Raw genomic sequence first — 14,680 nt, 5'->3', positions numbered from 1 at the left:
CAGCTTCAGTGTCGCGTCGTTGCAGGACCTGCACGACGCCGCCGCACTGCTGGACACCCTGGGCATCGAGCACGAGCCGGTGAAGGATCTCGGTGACGCCGGCATGGCGATCCTCGAGTTCCGGGATCCCGACAACATCGCGCTCGAGATCGCCGGCCCCAACAGCTAGTCAGTCCGAGGCGCGCTTGCGCTCGTCTCGCGCTGCCATCCGAGCCTCGAGGTCGACGGCATCCAATTTGTCGGCTTCCTCGAGGGTCGGGGCCGAGCCCCCGAGACGGGCCGGTACCCAGTACTCGCCGGCGGGGTGGTCGTAGTTCTTCTGCACATCGGCGAGCATGGTCTGCATCGTCGATCGCAGGTGGGCGGTGAGGTCACCGGCCGACATGGTCGGCGGGATCGGCTCTCCCACCGCGATGGAGATCGGGGTCTTGGTGCGTCCGAGCTTCTTCGGATAGCCCTTCGTCCACACACGCTGCGCGCCCCAGATGACCACCGGAATCACGGGGACCCCGGCCTCGATCGCCATCCGGGCCGCGCCCGACTTGAACTCCTTGATCTCGAAGCTGCGACTGATCGTGGCCTCGGGATAGACGCCCACCAGTTCGCCTCGCGACAACGCGTCGACCGCAGCCCGGTAGGACTCCGCGCCGGCGGCGCGGTCGACCGCGATGTGCTTGAGAGAGCGCATGATCGGACCCGACTTGGGGTTGTCGAACACTTCCTTCTTCGCCATGAACCGGATGTACCGCTTGTGCTTGCGCGCAGGCAGGCCGGCGTAGGTGAAGTCCAGGTAGCCCGTGTGGTTGATGGCGATCACGGCACCGCCCCGAGCGGGGATGTTCTCCGCGCCCTCGACGTCGAACTTCAGCCCCTGCGCCGCGAAGACGGTGCGGGCGATTCCGATGACAGTGCGATAGACGGGGTCCACACGGTGCAGCGTAGCGGCTCGTCGCCCCGGCCGAGAGGGGCTCGGCCCGTGGGGTACTCCGTCAGCGGGAGTTGCCCACCGACACGACCATCTTTCCGGTGTTCTCCCCACGCAACATCCCCAGGAACGCCTCCACGGTGTTCTCGATGCCGTGCACGATCGTCTCGTCGAAGGTCACGCGGCCCTCGGAGAGCCACGTCCCCATGTCCTCCGCGAACTGGGGGAACCGGTGCAGATAATTGCCGACGGTGAATCCCTGCAGGGTGAGACCGCGGGTCACGATGTTCGACATGTTGTCCGGCCCCGGCGTCGTCCCCACGGTGTTGTAGGCGGAGATCGCTCCGCACAGTGCGGTCCTGCCACCGTCGTTGAACGCGTCGAGCGCCGCTTCGAGGTGGTCGCCTCCGACGTTGTCGAAGTACACGTCGATACCGTCGGGAGCAGCCTCACGCAGTTGGTCGCGCACCGGACTCTGCTTGTAGTCGAAGGCGGCGTCGAACCCGTACTTGCCGGTCAGTAGGTCCACCTTCTCCGGTGATCCCGCAGAACCGATCACGCGTCCCGCGCCGAGGATGCGTGCGATCTGACCGACCGCGCTGCCGACGGCGCCCGCTGCACCGGACACGAACACCGTGTCGCCCTCCTGCATGCGCGCCACGTCCTGCAGTCCGACGTACGCGGTGAGTGCGGTCATGCCCAGGATGCCGAGGTAGGCCGAGGTGGGGACACCGTCGATCTCGCGCACCACGCGGAACTGCGACGCGTCGGCCTGCGCGACGTCACGCCACCCGAGCTGGTGCACCACGACGCTGCCCACCGGATGCTCGTCCGAACGGCTCTCGACGACCCGGCCCACAGCGCCACCCGTCATGGTCTCGTTCAGTGCGAAGGGCGGCACGTAGGACCGCACGTCGTTCATGCGCCCTCGCATGTACGGGTCGACGGACAGGAAGTCGTTGGCGACGCGCACCTGGCCGTCGCCGAGTTCGGGCAACTCCGTCTCCACGGTGCGGAAGTTCTCCTCAGTGGGCCATCCGGTGGGACGGGAGACCAACTGGATCTGGGTGCTGCGCATGTCGTCCTCATTCGTTGTGGATCGTTCGGTTCACTAAGTACTGTACGCTGGATTCTGTACCGATCGATCCAAGGAGGTGAGTCGTCATGGGACGTCGACCCGCATTCGATGCCGCCCCCGTTGTCACCGCCGCTCGGGACATGTTCTGGCAGAGGGGTTTCGACGAGACCTCGCTGCCGGACCTCGAACAGGCCACCGGGCTGTCGCGCTCGAGCATCTATCACGCGTTCGGCAGCAAGCGCGGACTGTTCGACGCCGCGGTCGCCGACTATCTGGCGTGCGTGGTCGCCCCGCGCCTCACGCTGCTCTCCGGACCCGACGGTGTCGACGCGTACTTCGCCTCACTCGCTCGGGACATCGCGTCGTCCGGCACGCAGCGCCGCGGGTGTCTGCTGATCACCACCGCGGCGACGTCCGCGGCACACGACGAGACCCTTGCCGTGGTGGTGAACGCCTATCGAGAGGCACTCACCGAGGCGATCGGCGGCGCCTTGACCGCGCGCGGTGACGCGGACGTCGAGACGAGATCCCGCGTCCTCGTGACGATGAGCGTCGGCGCGCTGCTCCAGGCCCGAGTGGACCGCACCGAGGCGCTCGCCGTCATCGATGCGGCGCGGACGCTCGCCCGTGGCTGGGAATCTCCCTGATCGCCGACCCGACCCCCGGGACAGCGTGGGTACCGTGGACGGAGTGGAGATCGATCGATGGCGAAGCCGACTGCCGGTCACCCGTTCCTCCGACGGGGAACTGGTCGGCTGGACGGTGTCCGACCTCGCGCTCGACAGCGGTGAGCTGGTCGACGCGGTGAACCCGGTGGGTCACGTCGTCGCGGAGGATCTGCCTCTCGAGGACGCGATCGACGTACTCGAGCACCACGGACTCGGGTCACTGTCCGCCCCGTACTGGGCCCGCGCGCCCCTGCCCGTCGTCAGCGAACTCGACCTGCGCCGACCACGGGCGGACTGGACGTGGCGGCGCATGGTGATGACACAGCTCGACGACACCAAGGTGTGGGTCCGCCCTGCCTACCCGTCCTATCCCGAGCGAATGGTGGAACTGGCTGTGCCCCTGCCGGTGGACGACGTCCTGGTGGCCGAGCCGCCCGTCACGGACGAGTAGTCGCCGGCGGGCGCAACACGTCCGTCCCGACGAACGGGACGAGTGCCTCCGGAATGCGGACGCTGCCGTCGGGCTGCTGGTGGTTCTCGAGGATCGCGGAGATCCACCGCGTCGTGGCCAGGGTGCCATTGAGCGTCGCCGCCGTCTGCGGCTTCCCGTTCTCGTCGCGGTAACGGACACCGAGTCGACGCGCCTGGAACGTGGTGCAGTTCGAGGTGGACGTGAGTTCACGATAGGTGTTCTGGGTGGGAAGCCATGCCTCGCAGTCGAACTTGCGCGCAGCCGACGATCCGAGGTCGCCGCCGGCGGTGTCGATGACGCGGTACGGCAACTCGACCGCGGCGAGCATCTCCTTCTCCCAGCCGAGGAGTCGCTGGTGTTCCGCGTCCGCGTCCTCGGGACGGGTGTAGACGAACATCTCCACCTTGTCGAACTGGTGGACACGGATGATGCCGCGGGTGTCCTTGCCGTAGCTGCCGGCCTCGCGGCGGAAGCACGACGACCATCCCGCATAGCGCTTCGGGCCGCCGTTCAGATCGAGGATCTCGCCCGAGTGATAGCCGGCGAGGGGCACCTCCGACGTGCCGACGAGGTAAAGGTCGTCGTCGTCCAAGTGGTAGATCTCCGACGAGTGCGCGCCCAGGAATCCGGTTCCCGCCATGATCTCCGGCCGCACGAGCACCGGGGGAATGACCATGGTGAACCCGTTCGACACGGCCTTCTGGGCAGCGAGCTGCAGCAGGCCGAGCTGCAGCAGTGCGCCGTAGCCGGTCAGGAAGTAGAACCGAGCGCCCGACACCTTGGCACCGCGCTCCATGTCGATGATCCCGAGAGCCTCGCCGAGCTCGAGGTGGTCCTTCGGATTCTCGATGGTCGGGATCTCACCGATCGTCTCGAGCGTGACGAAGTCGTCCTCGCCGCCGGCCGGCGCGCCCTCCTGGACGATGTTGGAGATGGCACGGTGTGCGGTGTCGAGAGCCGCGTCGGCGGCGTTCTGCGCGGCCTCCGCCTCCTTGACCCGCGCGGCGAGCGCGGACGCCGTCGCGAGCAGTTCCGGGCGCTCCTCGGGAGAAGCCTTGCCGATCTTCTTACCGAACGCCTTGTGCTCGGCGCGCAGATTGTCGGCAGCCGACACGGCGGCCCGGCGCGCGGCGTCCGCCTCGAGCAACGCGTCCACCAGGGACGGATCCTCGCCACGGGTGCGCTGCGACTGACGGACGGCGTCGGGGTCCTCGCGGACAACTCTGAGGTCGATCACGGGACGTCAGCCTACTGGGGGCGGTGTGGTCGCTCGTCCGAGGACGTCCAGGTAGTCCTCGCGGCCGAACATACGCGCGGCGTCGACCGCGGTGGGATGCCCCGCATCGGCGTCGGCTCCGGCGTCGACGAGCGCCCGGACCACGTCGTCCTCGCCCTTGAACACGGCTCCGGCGAGCGGTGTCTGACCCTTGTCGTTCGCGCGATTCACGTCGGCTCCGCGGTGCGCGAGGGCCACGACGCTCTCGGCGTGACCGTGGTAGGCCGCCAGCATCACCAGGGTGTCCCCGGATCCGTTCGTCAGATCCACGGGTACGCCCGCGTCGACGTACGCGGCGAGTGCGGCGGTGTCGCCGCTGCGCGCCATGTCGAACACGCGCGTCGCGAGGTCCTCGATCCCGGCCTCGAGCCCGGTGTCCTCGGTATCAGCACCACTCATACCGTCCGAACCTACCGGCAGGCATGATGGAGCCGATGTCTCCGAAGCCCGAAGATCCCACCCCGAGCCCGTCCGGCGAGGACGGCCCGGTGGTCGACGACGCCCCGACGTCCGAGATCGCGACACCCGACGCGTCCACGTCCGACACGTCCACGTCCGGCGCGGTGGTACCCGAGGCATCGACGGCAGACGACCCGACGGCCGACGAGACCGACACCGCGACGGACGAGAAGAGTGGTCCCCGCACCGTCCAGGCCTCGAACGCCCGTCGGCTGCTCGCCCTGGTCGCGATCGGCGCCATCGGTGCCGCCGCCGTCACCATCGGTGTGTCCGGTGGGTTCGACCGGAGCGAGAAGCTCGCGACACCGTCCACGGCAGGAACGGTCGGAACGGCGTCGACGACGTCCTTCGGCTCGTCCGACGCGGGTGACTGCCTGCAGTGGACCCCCACCGACGACCCCGACACCGACCGCCAGGATCTCGCCGAGGTGAGTTGCGCGGAGCCGCACCGCTTCGAGGTCGCCGAGACGGTGGATCTCGGGGTGTACCCCGTCGCCGAGTTCGCGACGGGATCGCCGTATCCCGACGCGGCCCGCTTCGCCTCCCTGCGCGACGAACACTGCGAGACCGCGGTGCAGGACTACACCGGAGGCCGCTTCGACCCCACGGGCAAGTACTCGGTGGGCCTCATGTTCCCCAGCCAGGCCGGGTGGGCCGCGGGCGAGCGCGCGATCCGGTGCGGCATCCAGCAGACCGGCGCGACCAGCGCGTTGCAGGTGATGACCGGCAGCGTCGCCGACCAGGACCAGTCGATGGTCTGGGAGACGGGTAGTTGCGTCGGCGTCGAGTCTGGAGTGCCGACGGATCCGATCGACTGCACCGCTCCGCACGCCTTCGAGGTGGTGTCGGTGGTGGATCTCGCCGCGCAGTTCCCCGGCGGACTGCCGTCCGTCGAGGACCAGGACCGCTATCTCGAACCCACGTGCACTGCGGCGTCGGACGCCTACCTGGGCGGTCCGGACGCTCTTCGGGAGAAGACGTTGACCCTGTTCTGGGACAACGTCGACGCCTCGAGCTGGTTGGCGGGCAGCAAGAAGGTGAGCTGCTCCATCGGCAAGGAGGTCGAGTCGGGCGGGTTCGCGTCCATCGTCGGCTCGGCGAAAGGCGACATCACCATCGACGGCGCGGCGCCGGTTCCGCCGCCTCCCGTTCCGGACGGCCGCAGCCTGCCGATCCCGCTCCCCGGAGCGTCTCCCCTGCCCGGTGCGTGACGTGTCGGTCAGCATGTCCGAGGCGGAGTTCGAGAACGCGGTCGGCGATGCGCTGGACACTCTCCCGGACGAGCTGGCCGCGTACATGAACAACGTCGTCGTGCTGGTCGAGGACGAGCACCCGACGGAGGATCTGCTGGGTCTGTACGAGGGCGTGGCTCTCACCGAACGGTTCGAGTACAGCGGGCACCTACCTGACGTCATCACGATCTACCGACTGCCGATCCTCGACATCGCCCGTGACGAGGACGACGCGCGCCGCGAGATCGCGGTGACCGTCGCCCACGAGATCGGGCACCACTTCGGCATCGACGACGATCGTCTGCACGAACTCGGCTTCGGCTGAGCTCCTCTCTCCACCCGCGGAACCGATTCCCGCCGGCGCGCGTCCAAGTCTCGAGATCCGACCGGACGCTCGAACGGAGACCCCATGCCCGGCCACGTACTCGTCGATCCCGAGGCGCTCCTCGCGGCCGCGGCAGAGCTCGATGCCGCGGCGATGCGCCTGGCGACGTCTCTCGCCTCCGCATCCGTCGCGCTCCGTCCTCCCCCAGCGGGCAGCGAGGAGGTGTCCGCGCTGGCGGCACGCTACTTCTGGTCCACCGCGCAGTCTCTCGACGCCTCGACGTCCGCCGCGGTGAGCGAGCTCCACGAGACGGCGGCCGCCCTGCGAGTCCAGGCAGCGGCGTACCGCGAGGTCGACGCGTCGTTCTCCACGGCCCTGACCTCGGGCACCGCGTGACGGCCGGGCCCACCGGGGTGTTCTGGCTCCCGCGTACCGCGGCCGTGAACTCGGCCGCACTGCTCGCGGGTGCCGGCCCCGCTCCGCTGGCCGCCGCCGGCACGGCGTGGGCTGCGATGGCCACGGCACTCGCCGCGGCCACCGCCACGGTCAGCGGCGTCGCGTCCGCACTGGCAGCCACGTGGGACGGGGCTGCCGCCGACGCCGCCGGAACGGGAATGACGGCGTTCGCGGCGTGGGGCACGGGAGCGGCGCAGCACGCCGCGGCCGTGTCCGCTCGGGCCGCGGCGCAGTCCGCGACGGTGGTGACCGCGCTCGCCGTGATGCCGACGCTGCCGGAGATCGCCGCGGTGAAGGCCGGACGCACCACCGCGTATGCCACCGGCGGGGCCCTCACCGGCGCGGCGCAGGCCGCCGATGCCGCCGACGCCGCGCTCGATCTCCGCGCTGCCCTGGTCATGGAGGCGTACGAAGCGGCGACGGCGCAGCTCGCACTCGTCGACGGTCTGCAGATGCCCCCGCAGATCACCACGGCGGTCACCGCGGCCACCTCCACGGTCGTCTCTGCTGTTCCCGGTCATGGGCAGGTGCCGGCCGAGGCCGGGACACCGCCGTCGGACGACGGCGGATCCGACCGACAGGGGCCCGGATTCTCGGACGATCCGGCGCACCAGGGTCACCGGTCGCCCCTCACCGCGGAGAGCATCGGACACGATCCCGCCGTCACGAGAGCGGCGTCACTGGCCCAGCAGATGCCGGCGCAGGCCGGGTCGACGCTGTCCTCCGTTCTGTCGTCGGCACCGCAGGCCGGCCCGGCGCCGGTGATCACTCACGCTGTGCCACAGCAGGTTCCGATGGTCGCCGGCGCGTGGGGTGGCGGCGAAGGGCGAAGTGGCAGCGGGCAGGGTGGCTCCGTGCACGCCGCCGGTGGCTCGTTCGCACGGACGACGTCACCGTTCCTCGGTGCAGGCATCGGGTCGGACACAGCGGTGTCAGCGGGACAGGACGCGTCCGCGTCCGGAACCGCGCACGCTCGGTCACCGTTCGGCGAAGGACTACCGATGGGTCACACCAGGCTCGGCTCCGACGAGGTCGCGCACGCTCGCAGGGCACCTGCCGTCGTCGAGGAGGAGGCGGGAGTTCCCGTCGTTCCCGCCGTCATCGGGGCGCGGCGATGAGCCGGGCGCCGGTGCTGGGAGGGGACGTCCCGCTCGAGGGTTCGCTCACGCTCGACGCGGACGATGTGACGTACCTTCTCGAGTCGATCGGAGCACATTCTCTCCCTGCCGTTCTCGGATGGCACCCGACCGGCGCGACCGTGACCGAGCGCGCGACCGTGCTCGCGAGTGCCGCCCGACGCCTCGCCGATCGTCTCCTGGTGGCGGCCGACGGCCGCCCGCACCGTGATCTGGCCGCGATGCTCCGGGTGGCGGCGGCGCCTCGCTGGAGCGTCGACGTGCGCACCGTCGGCCATTCCACCGGTATCGTGGATGCGCGAGGGTGTCTGTGCGGCAACGAGATCGGCGATCCGGTCTGGATGGTCGCGAGCGAGGGATCGGTGACGATCACGCGGGTCGACACCGACGTGGCCGCCTTCATCGCGGCCTGGCTCGGCGACGCCGCGGGAGCGCCGATCGATTCACTGACCGAGTACACCGACGTCCTCAGGGCCGGTCTCGAGGACGTCGTCCCGCACTGCACCCGCCACACCGAGATCGTTGGGCTCCGACACGATCACGGTGTCGCCACCACGGTCGACCCGTCCATCGCGGTGTACGACAGCGTCTCCGGCCGTGTCATCGCGACCACGGTCCAGGATCCGACCGGGCGATCGAGCACGTCCGTGCGATCCGCGACACGGGTCCGCACCGTCGGAGCACTCCGCTCGCTGATCACCTCGCTGGAACGGCGCTCGATACTCGACGACCACCTGGTCGGCGTGTCCGCTCAGCCCATCGGATCGTCGGGAGTGCGGCTGCCCTTCGTCTCGAACGGGGGCGTGTAGTCACCCCAGCGCACGCAGTCCCAGGCCGAGACACCCTCGGCGGGAACCAGTTCGACGGTCCCCGTGTTGTCGAGATGGTTGTCGGCGGCGAAATCGCGATCGATCCCGGACAGCACCGCGGCGACGAGCCGGATGGCAGCACCGTGACTCACCACGTGGACGGTGGCGGAATCGTCGCCGAGGTGGGTGGCGCGGAGGTCGTCCAGCACCGGCACGTAGCGGGCGAGCACCTCGGCGCCGGACTCACCCCCCGGCAGGCGGGCGTCGAGGTCACCGTCCAGCCAGGTGCGATACACCGCGGTGAAGCGGGCGTGGTCCTCCTCGGCGCTGCGGTCCTCGAGGTCGCCGACGAACGTCTCCTGCAGACCGTCACGCACCGTGAGCAGCGTGCCGGTCGCGTCGGCCAGGTACTGCGCGGTCTGACGTGCGCGGACGGCGATGGACGACACCACCGCGGCCGGCGTCTGCGTGACGGTCCGGGCGTACTCCCGCGCCTGTCGGTGTCCGAGTTCGGTCAGCTCCGCGCCGGGCGGCAGGGTGTCGAGACGGCGAGCGACGTTCGAGTGGGTCTGACCGTGCCGCACCAGGACGAGTCGGCCGCTCACCGATCTCCCCGTCGCAGCGCGTCCAACCAGTCCCGGCCGCGGTCGTCGGTCGGGCGAGGTCCGCCGGCGGCGACGTGCGCGCTGGGCCAGGAGCCGAGAAACCGCACGTCGGTCCGCGAGTGCAGGACCCGCAGGGCGTCCGCCACCGCGACGTCGTCGATGTGGCCGACGCAATCGATGTAGAAGCGGTAGGTACCCAGATGAGTTCGGAGAGGACGAGACTCGATGAACGTCAGATCGATGTCACGTGTGCTGAACTCGGCCAACGCGGACACCAACGTGCCGGGTCTGTTGGCGGGAGTGAGCACCACGGCAGTGCGGTCGGCACCCGTGGGCGCGGGCGGCGGGCACGGACGCGTGACGTACACGAAGCGGGTCCGTGCGTTCTCCACGTCGGCCACGCCGTCGGCCAACACCTCGAGTCCGTGCCGTCGGCCCGCGAGACCGGTGGACACCGCGGCGTCGGCGAGTCCAGCCGCGACGTCCTCGGCCGCGCCGGCATTGGACGAGGCGAACTCCACCTGTGCATCGGGCATGGTGGCGGCGATCCACTGCTGGACCTGGGCGGCGGCGTGGGGGTACGCCCGGATCGTGCGGACGTCCGCCATGGCGGTGCCCGGACGAGCGACGATGGTGAAGGCCACGTCGAGTTCGGTCTCCGCGAGGATCTGCAGCCGGTCCCCGATCGCGAGCGCGTCGAGGGTGGGCGGGACCGAACCCTGCACCGAGTTCTCGATGGGTACCACGGCGCCGTCGGCCTCGCCGGAGCGCACCAGTTCGAGTGTCGCGGGCGGGCTCGACGCACTCACGCGCTCGACGGGAGCGCCGAACGCCCCGTCCGCCTCGAGCTTCCCCAGCGCCATCTCGGTGAACGTTCCCGAGGGTCCGAAGTAGGCGATGCGCACCCCGGTCACGCTACGCGTCCCCCGCCGCGTCGCCGGTGATCTCGTCGATCCGACGGCGAAGTTCGTGTGCGATGTTCCCGGCGTTCGGCACCAGGACACCGAGAAGGACCTCTCGGGTCGCGGCCGCGGCGTCGGGATGGAGGGCCACCAACCCCGCCAGATCCGGCGAGCGGAGCGCGCTGCGGACGTCGTCGCCGCGCAGTGCGGCCACCGTGCCGGCGAGCACGGCGAGCACCGAGGACGTGTCGGTCGCGACGGCGAAGAATCCGTGTTCAGCGTGCGCCACGACCGCGAGGAAGTCGGCGACCCGATCCTCGGACCACCCCGCGTCCAGGCCGGGATGCCGGCCGGCCCGATCCACAAGTGCCGTCGTCTCCACGACGTCACCGTCCGCACAGAGCACGACGACGGACGAGCCCGGCGCGATCGCGACCGCGTCGACCAGCTGCTCGGCGGTCGCCTCGACCACGTAGGCACGCACCGGGGGCGGCTCGTCGGGCGGAGCCACGTCCAGTCGTACGAGGAACCGTTCGAGGGCGGCCGAGTCGTCCACCGCACTCAACGGGACACAGGCCGTTCCGACGAGTGGGTGCGGTTCGAGGGCCTCCGCCGTCGCCACGTCGTCGACGGTCGCGACGAGAAGGTCGGCGAAGAGGGCCTCGGGATCTCGCCGGGGGCGCACGCCCAGGGTCAGCATCGTGGGCACGCACCGAGTCTAGTTCGACGTCTTGCGCACCGACGCGAGGGCTGGTTAGCTAACCCTTACCTAATTACTTCCATCCCGAGGGGGCCGTCATGAACGGTGTCGTCACCACCACCGCGCCGTCCACCGCCGAGCGGGTGCGCAGCGTGTGTCTGCGTGCCGAGCACGCCGTCCTGGCGGTGGAAGGCAGCGCACCCGTCGCCACGACCATGCACTTCCTGCGCTCGCCCGGCGAGATCGTCATGGTGGTGCCCGCGGACAGCACCGTGGGGGCCGTGTCCTTCCAGGCCGGCTCGGCGGGGATCCCCGCCGTGCTCGAACTGACCGACCACACTCCCCTGGACCTGCGCGAACCCGTGCGCTCGCTGGTCTGGCTCAGCGGTGAGCTGCGGCGCGTACCGGACACCGCCGAGCGCGCGGTCGCCGCGGCGGTCGCCTCCCAGTACCCGCACGCCGGACTGCTCGACATCGGACACAGCGGCATCCTGCTGCGTCTGCTGCTCGAGTCCGTCGTCGTGGCCGATGCCACGGGGGCGGAGCCGGTGCCGGTGCGCGACCTCGTGAATGCCGATCCCGATCCGTTCTGGGAGGTCGAGGGCAGCTGGCTGCAGCACCTCGACAGCGATCATTCGGACATGGTCGAGCAGATCGCGCGCCGCCTCCCGCCGTCGTTGCGCATCGGTCGCGCCCGGCCGCTCAGCATCGACCGCTACGGCGTCGGGATCCGGGTGGAGGGGCAGGGCCAGGACCACGACGTGCGGGTGCCGTTCGCGAACCCCGTGTCCGACGTGACCGAGCTCGGTCGAGCGCTGCGCGTCCTCGCCGGATGCCCGTTCATGAACGGCCTGCGGGCGCGCGACCACCACTGACCACCACCCACCAGGCGGGTCACGGGCACAATCGACCGGGTGCATCCGGAGAAGACACCCACCGCCGAGTCGCCACGGTCGATCCGGATCGAGATCGTCGTCGTCTTGCTGTTCACGTTCGGGCTCAGCGGACTGTCGAGCATCCTGTCGCTCGTCGAGAGCGCGCTCGAGCAGGGCGCCCTGTCGGACCAGACCGTGGCGATCAACGTGCCGCAGTCGACTCTCGGGCCGATCGACTTCCTCCGTCAGCTGATCGGCGTCGTCCGGCTCTGCGCATGGGGCGCACTCGGCCTGTACCTGTTGTGGCGTAGCGGCATCGGGCCACGTGCCATCGGCTTCGCACGTCCCCGCCTGCGCCCGCACGTGCTGCACGGCGTGGGGCTCGCCGCGATCATCGGCATTCCGGGCCTGCTGTTCTACCTCGTCGCCGTCGCACTGAATCTCAACGTCACGGTGCTGCCGAGCACGCTGAACGACGTGTGGTGGCGCCCGGTCACGCTGACGCTCTCGGCGGTGGCGAACTCGGTCGCCGAGGAGGTCCTGGTGGTGGCGTGGCTGATCTCGCGGCTGCGCGCCCTCGGGTGGACCGACAACCGATCGCTGCTCGCGTCGGCCGTGTTGCGCGGGAGCTACCACCTGTACCAGGGCTTCGGGGCCGGCGTCGGCAACCTCGTCATGGGTCTGATCTTCGGCCGGTACTTCCAGCGCACCGGTCGACTGTGGCCCCTCGTCATCGCCCACGCCCTCATCGACATCGTGGCGTTCGTGGGGTTCGCCGCCCTGCGGGATCACGTTTCGTGGCTGCCGGGCTGACAGGTCGGCCGGTTAGAGTCGCCGGATGAGCCAGCAACCTCCGTACGACCCGCGGCGGCGACCGCCACCCCCTCGCCGTCCGGGCCCGGAGGAACCGCCGGTGGTGCGGCGACGGGCGGGCAGCCCTCCGGGGTGGGCCGACCAGACCCGTGTGCAGCGAGGTCCCCAGCAGCCACCACCTCGGCAGGATCCGCGGGCGTGGTCCGCGGTTCCCCCGGCGCGGGACGCGCCACGGCGTGACGATCGGTACCGGGACGACCGGCGGCCGTACGACGACGGGCGTCGATCGGCAGATGGAGGCCGCGCGCCTGCTCCCGCCCCTGTTCCACCGCGGCAGGTGCCGCCCGAACCGACGCGTCGACGTGGGCGGCCACGGTGGGGCCGCCGCATCGGTATCGCCCTGGCGGTGCTGCTCCTGCTCGTCGTGGGGGGCGCTGTCTGGGCGGACACGTCGTTGTCCCGAGTCGATGCGCTGGGGAACTACGACGGTCGCCCGGGAGACACCCCGGGGACCAACTGGCTGCTCGTCGGATCGGACAGTCGTACCGGACTCACCCCCGAGCAGGAGGCCGAACTCGCGACCGGTGGGGACATCGGTGCGGGCCGGACCGACACGATCCTGTTGATCCACGTGCCGGCGAGTGGCCCCACCACGATGGTCAGCCTCCCGCGCGACTGGTACGTGCCGATTCCGGGCAACGGCACCGACAAGCTCAACGCCTCGTTCTCGATCGGCGGCGCGCCGCTGCTGGTGCAGACCGTGGAGGGTGTGACGGGCCTGCGCATCGATCACTACGCCGAGGTGGGCTTCGGCGGTTTCGCCGACATGGTCGACGCGATCGGTGGAGTGGACATCTGTGTGCCCTACGACATCGTCGACCCTCTCGCCGGGATCGACCTGCGTGCGGGCTGCCAGGAGCTCTCGGGTCCGCAGGCGCTCGGCTTCGTCCGCAGCCGAGCGACCGCGCTCGCCGACATCGACCGGATGAACAACCAGCGGCTCTTCCTGTCGTCGCTGCTCTCGAAGGCGACCAGCCCGACCACGTTCCTGAACCCGTTCCGGGCGGTGCCGCTGGCACGGGGGGTCGTGAACTCCCTGCAGGTCGACGACGGCGACCACATCTGGAATCTGGCGTCCCTCGGCTGGGCGCTGCGCGGGGAGATGGTCACCACCACCATTCCCGTCTCCGGGTTCGAGGACGTCGACGGCTCGGGCAACGTCCTGTTGTCCGACCGCGAGCGGGCGACCCGGTTCTTCGAGCTCCTGGCGACCGGTCAGCAGCTGCCCCCCGACCTCGTCGGCGGCGGATGACGCGTCCCGACGGACACGCTCGACCCAGTACCGTGTGTCGTCATGAGCCTCGACGACGTGTCCGCTGTTTCCGATGCCCGGGATTCCGGGGTGTTCCACGACAGGGAGTCCAGCGCGTTCCACCTCCTCCTGCGTGAGCAGGTGCGACACGAGTTCACCGCCTCGCAGCAGTACATCGCGATCGCCGTCTACTTCGACGGGGCGGATCTGCCGCAGCTCGCCGCGCGGTTCTACGCCCAGGCGGACGAGGAACGCGGCCACGCCATGATGATGATCCAGTATCTGCTGGACAACGACCTCGAGGTCCGGGTGCCCGGAGTCGACGACGTCGTGAACGCATTCGGGTCGGTGCGCGAGCCGGTCGAGCTGGCACTGCGACAGGAGAAGAAGGTCACCGAGCAGATCACGACGCTGGCGCGCACCGCCCGCGACACCGGCGACTACCTGGGCGAGCAGTTCATGCAGTGGTTCCTCGCCGAGCAGATCGAGGAGGTGGCGTCGATGACGACGTTGCTCACCATCGTCGATCGTGCAGGCGAGAACCTCTTCCACATCGAGGACTTCATCGCCCGAGAGATGACGAGCGAGTCCCGCGGCGGCGGCAACGCGCCGAGGGCCGCCGGGGGACTCGCCTGAT

At 70.0% G+C, this 14,680-nt stretch carries 19 protein-coding genes (1 of these 19 running past the window's edge); 12 read left to right on the top strand and 7 right to left on the bottom strand.

Going from position 1 to position 14,680, the window contains the following annotated elements; all coding sequences use genetic code 11:
* Nucleotides 1–169 carry the final stretch of a VOC family protein gene (locus tag JOE30_RS04165; RefSeq protein ID WP_204869509.1) on the top strand. 260 nt of this gene lie to the left of the window's left edge, so 169 of the gene's 429 nt are visible here — the last part of the coding sequence; its start codon lies beyond the left edge, outside the window; the stop codon is at nt 167–169.
* Here JOE30_RS04165 and JOE30_RS04160 read toward each other — a convergent pair whose 3' ends face one another.
* A complete protein-coding gene (locus JOE30_RS04160; RefSeq protein WP_204869508.1) occupies nt 170–928 on the bottom strand; it encodes a 1-acyl-sn-glycerol-3-phosphate acyltransferase in 759 nt (252 codons plus the stop codon).
* Between the two features lie 61 nt (nt 929–989).
* Complete coding sequence (locus JOE30_RS04155) at nt 990–2,003, bottom strand: NADP-dependent oxidoreductase (protein WP_204869507.1); 1,014 nt, start codon at nt 2,001–2,003, stop codon at nt 990–992.
* 86 nt (nt 2,004–2,089) lie between these two features.
* Between JOE30_RS04155 and JOE30_RS04150 the strand changes: the two genes are divergently transcribed.
* Both JOE30_RS04150 and JOE30_RS04145 read left to right on the top strand, forming a co-directional pair.
* On the top strand, nt 2,090–2,650 hold the full coding sequence (locus tag JOE30_RS04150; protein WP_204869506.1) for a TetR/AcrR family transcriptional regulator: 561 nt from the start codon (nt 2,090–2,092) through the stop codon (nt 2,648–2,650).
* Nucleotides 2,651–2,693: 43 nt separating this feature from the next.
* Nucleotides 2,694–3,122, top strand: coding sequence for a hypothetical protein (locus JOE30_RS04145; RefSeq protein WP_307806057.1), 429 nt, complete (start codon nt 2,694–2,696; stop codon nt 3,120–3,122).
* Here the strand turns inward: JOE30_RS04145 and serS are convergent.
* Both serS and JOE30_RS04135 read right to left on the bottom strand, forming a co-directional pair.
* A complete protein-coding gene (gene serS / locus JOE30_RS04140) occupies nt 3,109–4,380 on the bottom strand; it encodes a serine--tRNA ligase (RefSeq protein WP_204869504.1) in 1,272 nt (423 codons plus the stop codon). The two genes, JOE30_RS04145 and serS, sit on opposite strands and share 14 nt — an antisense overlap.
* A 6-nt stretch (nt 4,381–4,386) precedes the next feature.
* Nucleotides 4,387–4,818, bottom strand: coding sequence for an ankyrin repeat domain-containing protein (locus JOE30_RS04135; protein ID WP_204869503.1), 432 nt, complete (start codon nt 4,816–4,818; stop codon nt 4,387–4,389).
* A 164-nt stretch (nt 4,819–4,982) separates the two neighbouring features.
* Between JOE30_RS04135 and JOE30_RS04130 the strand changes: the two genes are divergently transcribed.
* The 5 genes from JOE30_RS04130 (at nt 4,983) to JOE30_RS04110 (ending at nt 8,836) form a co-directional block, all read left to right on the top strand.
* Nucleotides 4,983–6,089, top strand: coding sequence for a septum formation family protein (locus JOE30_RS04130; protein ID WP_371831741.1), 1,107 nt, complete (start codon nt 4,983–4,985; stop codon nt 6,087–6,089).
* Nucleotides 6,090–6,102: 13 nt separating this feature from the next.
* The gene (locus JOE30_RS04125) at nt 6,103–6,435 is read left to right on the top strand and encodes a metallopeptidase family protein (protein WP_081821502.1); all 333 of its coding nucleotides are present in this window, start codon (nt 6,103–6,105) and stop codon (nt 6,433–6,435) included.
* An 84-nt stretch (nt 6,436–6,519) separates the two neighbouring features.
* Entirely contained in the window at nt 6,520–6,831 is a 312-nt protein-coding gene (locus tag JOE30_RS04120) for a PE domain-containing protein (RefSeq protein ID WP_204869501.1), read from the top strand.
* On the top strand, nt 6,828–8,009 hold the full coding sequence (locus JOE30_RS04115) for a PPE domain-containing protein (protein WP_204869500.1): 1,182 nt from the start codon (nt 6,828–6,830) through the stop codon (nt 8,007–8,009). The genes JOE30_RS04120 and JOE30_RS04115 overlap by 4 nt, the downstream gene beginning before the upstream one ends.
* Nucleotides 8,006–8,836 carry an ESX secretion-associated protein EspG gene (locus JOE30_RS04110; RefSeq protein WP_204869499.1) on the top strand — a complete coding sequence of 277 codons (831 nt, stop codon included), beginning with the start codon at nt 8,006–8,008 and terminating at the stop codon, nt 8,834–8,836. The genes JOE30_RS04115 and JOE30_RS04110 overlap by 4 nt, the downstream gene beginning before the upstream one ends.
* Here the strand turns inward: JOE30_RS04110 and JOE30_RS04105 are convergent.
* Genes JOE30_RS04105 through JOE30_RS04095 form a run of 3 tightly spaced genes read right to left on the bottom strand, consistent with a single transcriptional unit; the run spans nt 8,779 to nt 11,052 of the window.
* Nucleotides 8,779–9,441: a histidine phosphatase family protein gene (locus JOE30_RS04105; RefSeq protein ID WP_204869498.1), complete on the bottom strand. Its 663-nt coding sequence runs from the start codon at nt 9,439–9,441 to the stop codon at nt 8,779–8,781. The genes JOE30_RS04110 and JOE30_RS04105 overlap by 58 nt on opposite strands.
* Complete coding sequence (pheA, locus tag JOE30_RS04100; protein ID WP_307806056.1) at nt 9,438–10,355, bottom strand: prephenate dehydratase; 918 nt, start codon at nt 10,353–10,355, stop codon at nt 9,438–9,440. Before pheA ends, JOE30_RS04105 begins: the two co-directional genes overlap by 4 nt.
* A gap of 1 nt (nt 10,356) precedes the next feature.
* The gene (locus JOE30_RS04095) at nt 10,357–11,052 is read right to left on the bottom strand and encodes a hypothetical protein (protein ID WP_204869497.1); all 696 of its coding nucleotides are present in this window, start codon (nt 11,050–11,052) and stop codon (nt 10,357–10,359) included.
* 89 nt (nt 11,053–11,141) lie between these two features.
* Here JOE30_RS04095 and JOE30_RS04090 point away from each other — a divergent pair, with 89 nt between their 5' ends.
* The 4 genes from JOE30_RS04090 to JOE30_RS04075 are packed head-to-tail and all read left to right on the top strand — an operon-like array spanning nt 11,142 to nt 14,679.
* Complete coding sequence (locus tag JOE30_RS04090) at nt 11,142–11,918, top strand: DUF2470 domain-containing protein (protein WP_204869496.1); 777 nt, start codon at nt 11,142–11,144, stop codon at nt 11,916–11,918.
* 39 nt (nt 11,919–11,957) lie between these two features.
* A complete protein-coding gene (locus tag JOE30_RS04085; RefSeq protein ID WP_307806055.1) occupies nt 11,958–12,731 on the top strand; it encodes a CPBP family intramembrane glutamic endopeptidase in 774 nt (257 codons plus the stop codon).
* A 25-nt stretch (nt 12,732–12,756) separates the two neighbouring features.
* Nucleotides 12,757–14,043: an LCP family protein gene (locus JOE30_RS04080; protein ID WP_204869495.1), complete on the top strand. Its 1,287-nt coding sequence runs from the start codon at nt 12,757–12,759 to the stop codon at nt 14,041–14,043.
* Between the two features lie 42 nt (nt 14,044–14,085).
* Nucleotides 14,086–14,679 carry a ferritin gene (locus JOE30_RS04075; protein ID WP_204869494.1) on the top strand — a complete coding sequence of 198 codons (594 nt, stop codon included), beginning with the start codon at nt 14,086–14,088 and terminating at the stop codon, nt 14,677–14,679.
* The last annotated feature ends 1 nt before the right edge of the window (nt 14,680 follow it).

The sequence above is a fragment of the Rhodococcus sp. PvP016 genome (assembly GCF_017832185.1).
Lineage (GTDB): Bacteria > Actinomycetota > Actinomycetes > Mycobacteriales > Mycobacteriaceae > Rhodococcoides.
This window is presented reverse-complemented; position numbering and strand designations above follow the sequence as displayed.

What these genes read in the sequence shown, in the direction of transcription:
- JOE30_RS04155 (WP_204869507.1), bottom strand. Translation starts at nt 2,003, where the DNA reads ATGCGCAGCACCCAGATCCAGTTGGTCTCCCGTCCCACCGGATGGCCC.
- JOE30_RS04150 (WP_204869506.1), top strand. Translation starts at nt 2,090, where the DNA reads ATGGGACGTCGACCCGCATTCGATGCCGCCCCCGTTGTCACCGCCGCT.
- JOE30_RS04135 (WP_204869503.1), bottom strand. Translation starts at nt 4,818, where the DNA reads ATGAGTGGTGCTGATACCGAGGACACCGGGCTCGAGGCCGGGATCGAG.
- JOE30_RS04125 (WP_081821502.1), top strand. Translation starts at nt 6,103, where the DNA reads ATGTCCGAGGCGGAGTTCGAGAACGCGGTCGGCGATGCGCTGGACACT.
- JOE30_RS04120 (WP_204869501.1), top strand. Translation starts at nt 6,520, where the DNA reads ATGCCCGGCCACGTACTCGTCGATCCCGAGGCGCTCCTCGCGGCCGCG.
- JOE30_RS04110 (WP_204869499.1), top strand. Translation starts at nt 8,006, where the DNA reads ATGAGCCGGGCGCCGGTGCTGGGAGGGGACGTCCCGCTCGAGGGTTCG.
- JOE30_RS04090 (WP_204869496.1), top strand. Translation starts at nt 11,142, where the DNA reads ATGAACGGTGTCGTCACCACCACCGCGCCGTCCACCGCCGAGCGGGTG.
- JOE30_RS04080 (WP_204869495.1), top strand. Translation starts at nt 12,757, where the DNA reads ATGAGCCAGCAACCTCCGTACGACCCGCGGCGGCGACCGCCACCCCCT.
- JOE30_RS04075 (WP_204869494.1), top strand. Translation starts at nt 14,086, where the DNA reads ATGAGCCTCGACGACGTGTCCGCTGTTTCCGATGCCCGGGATTCCGGG.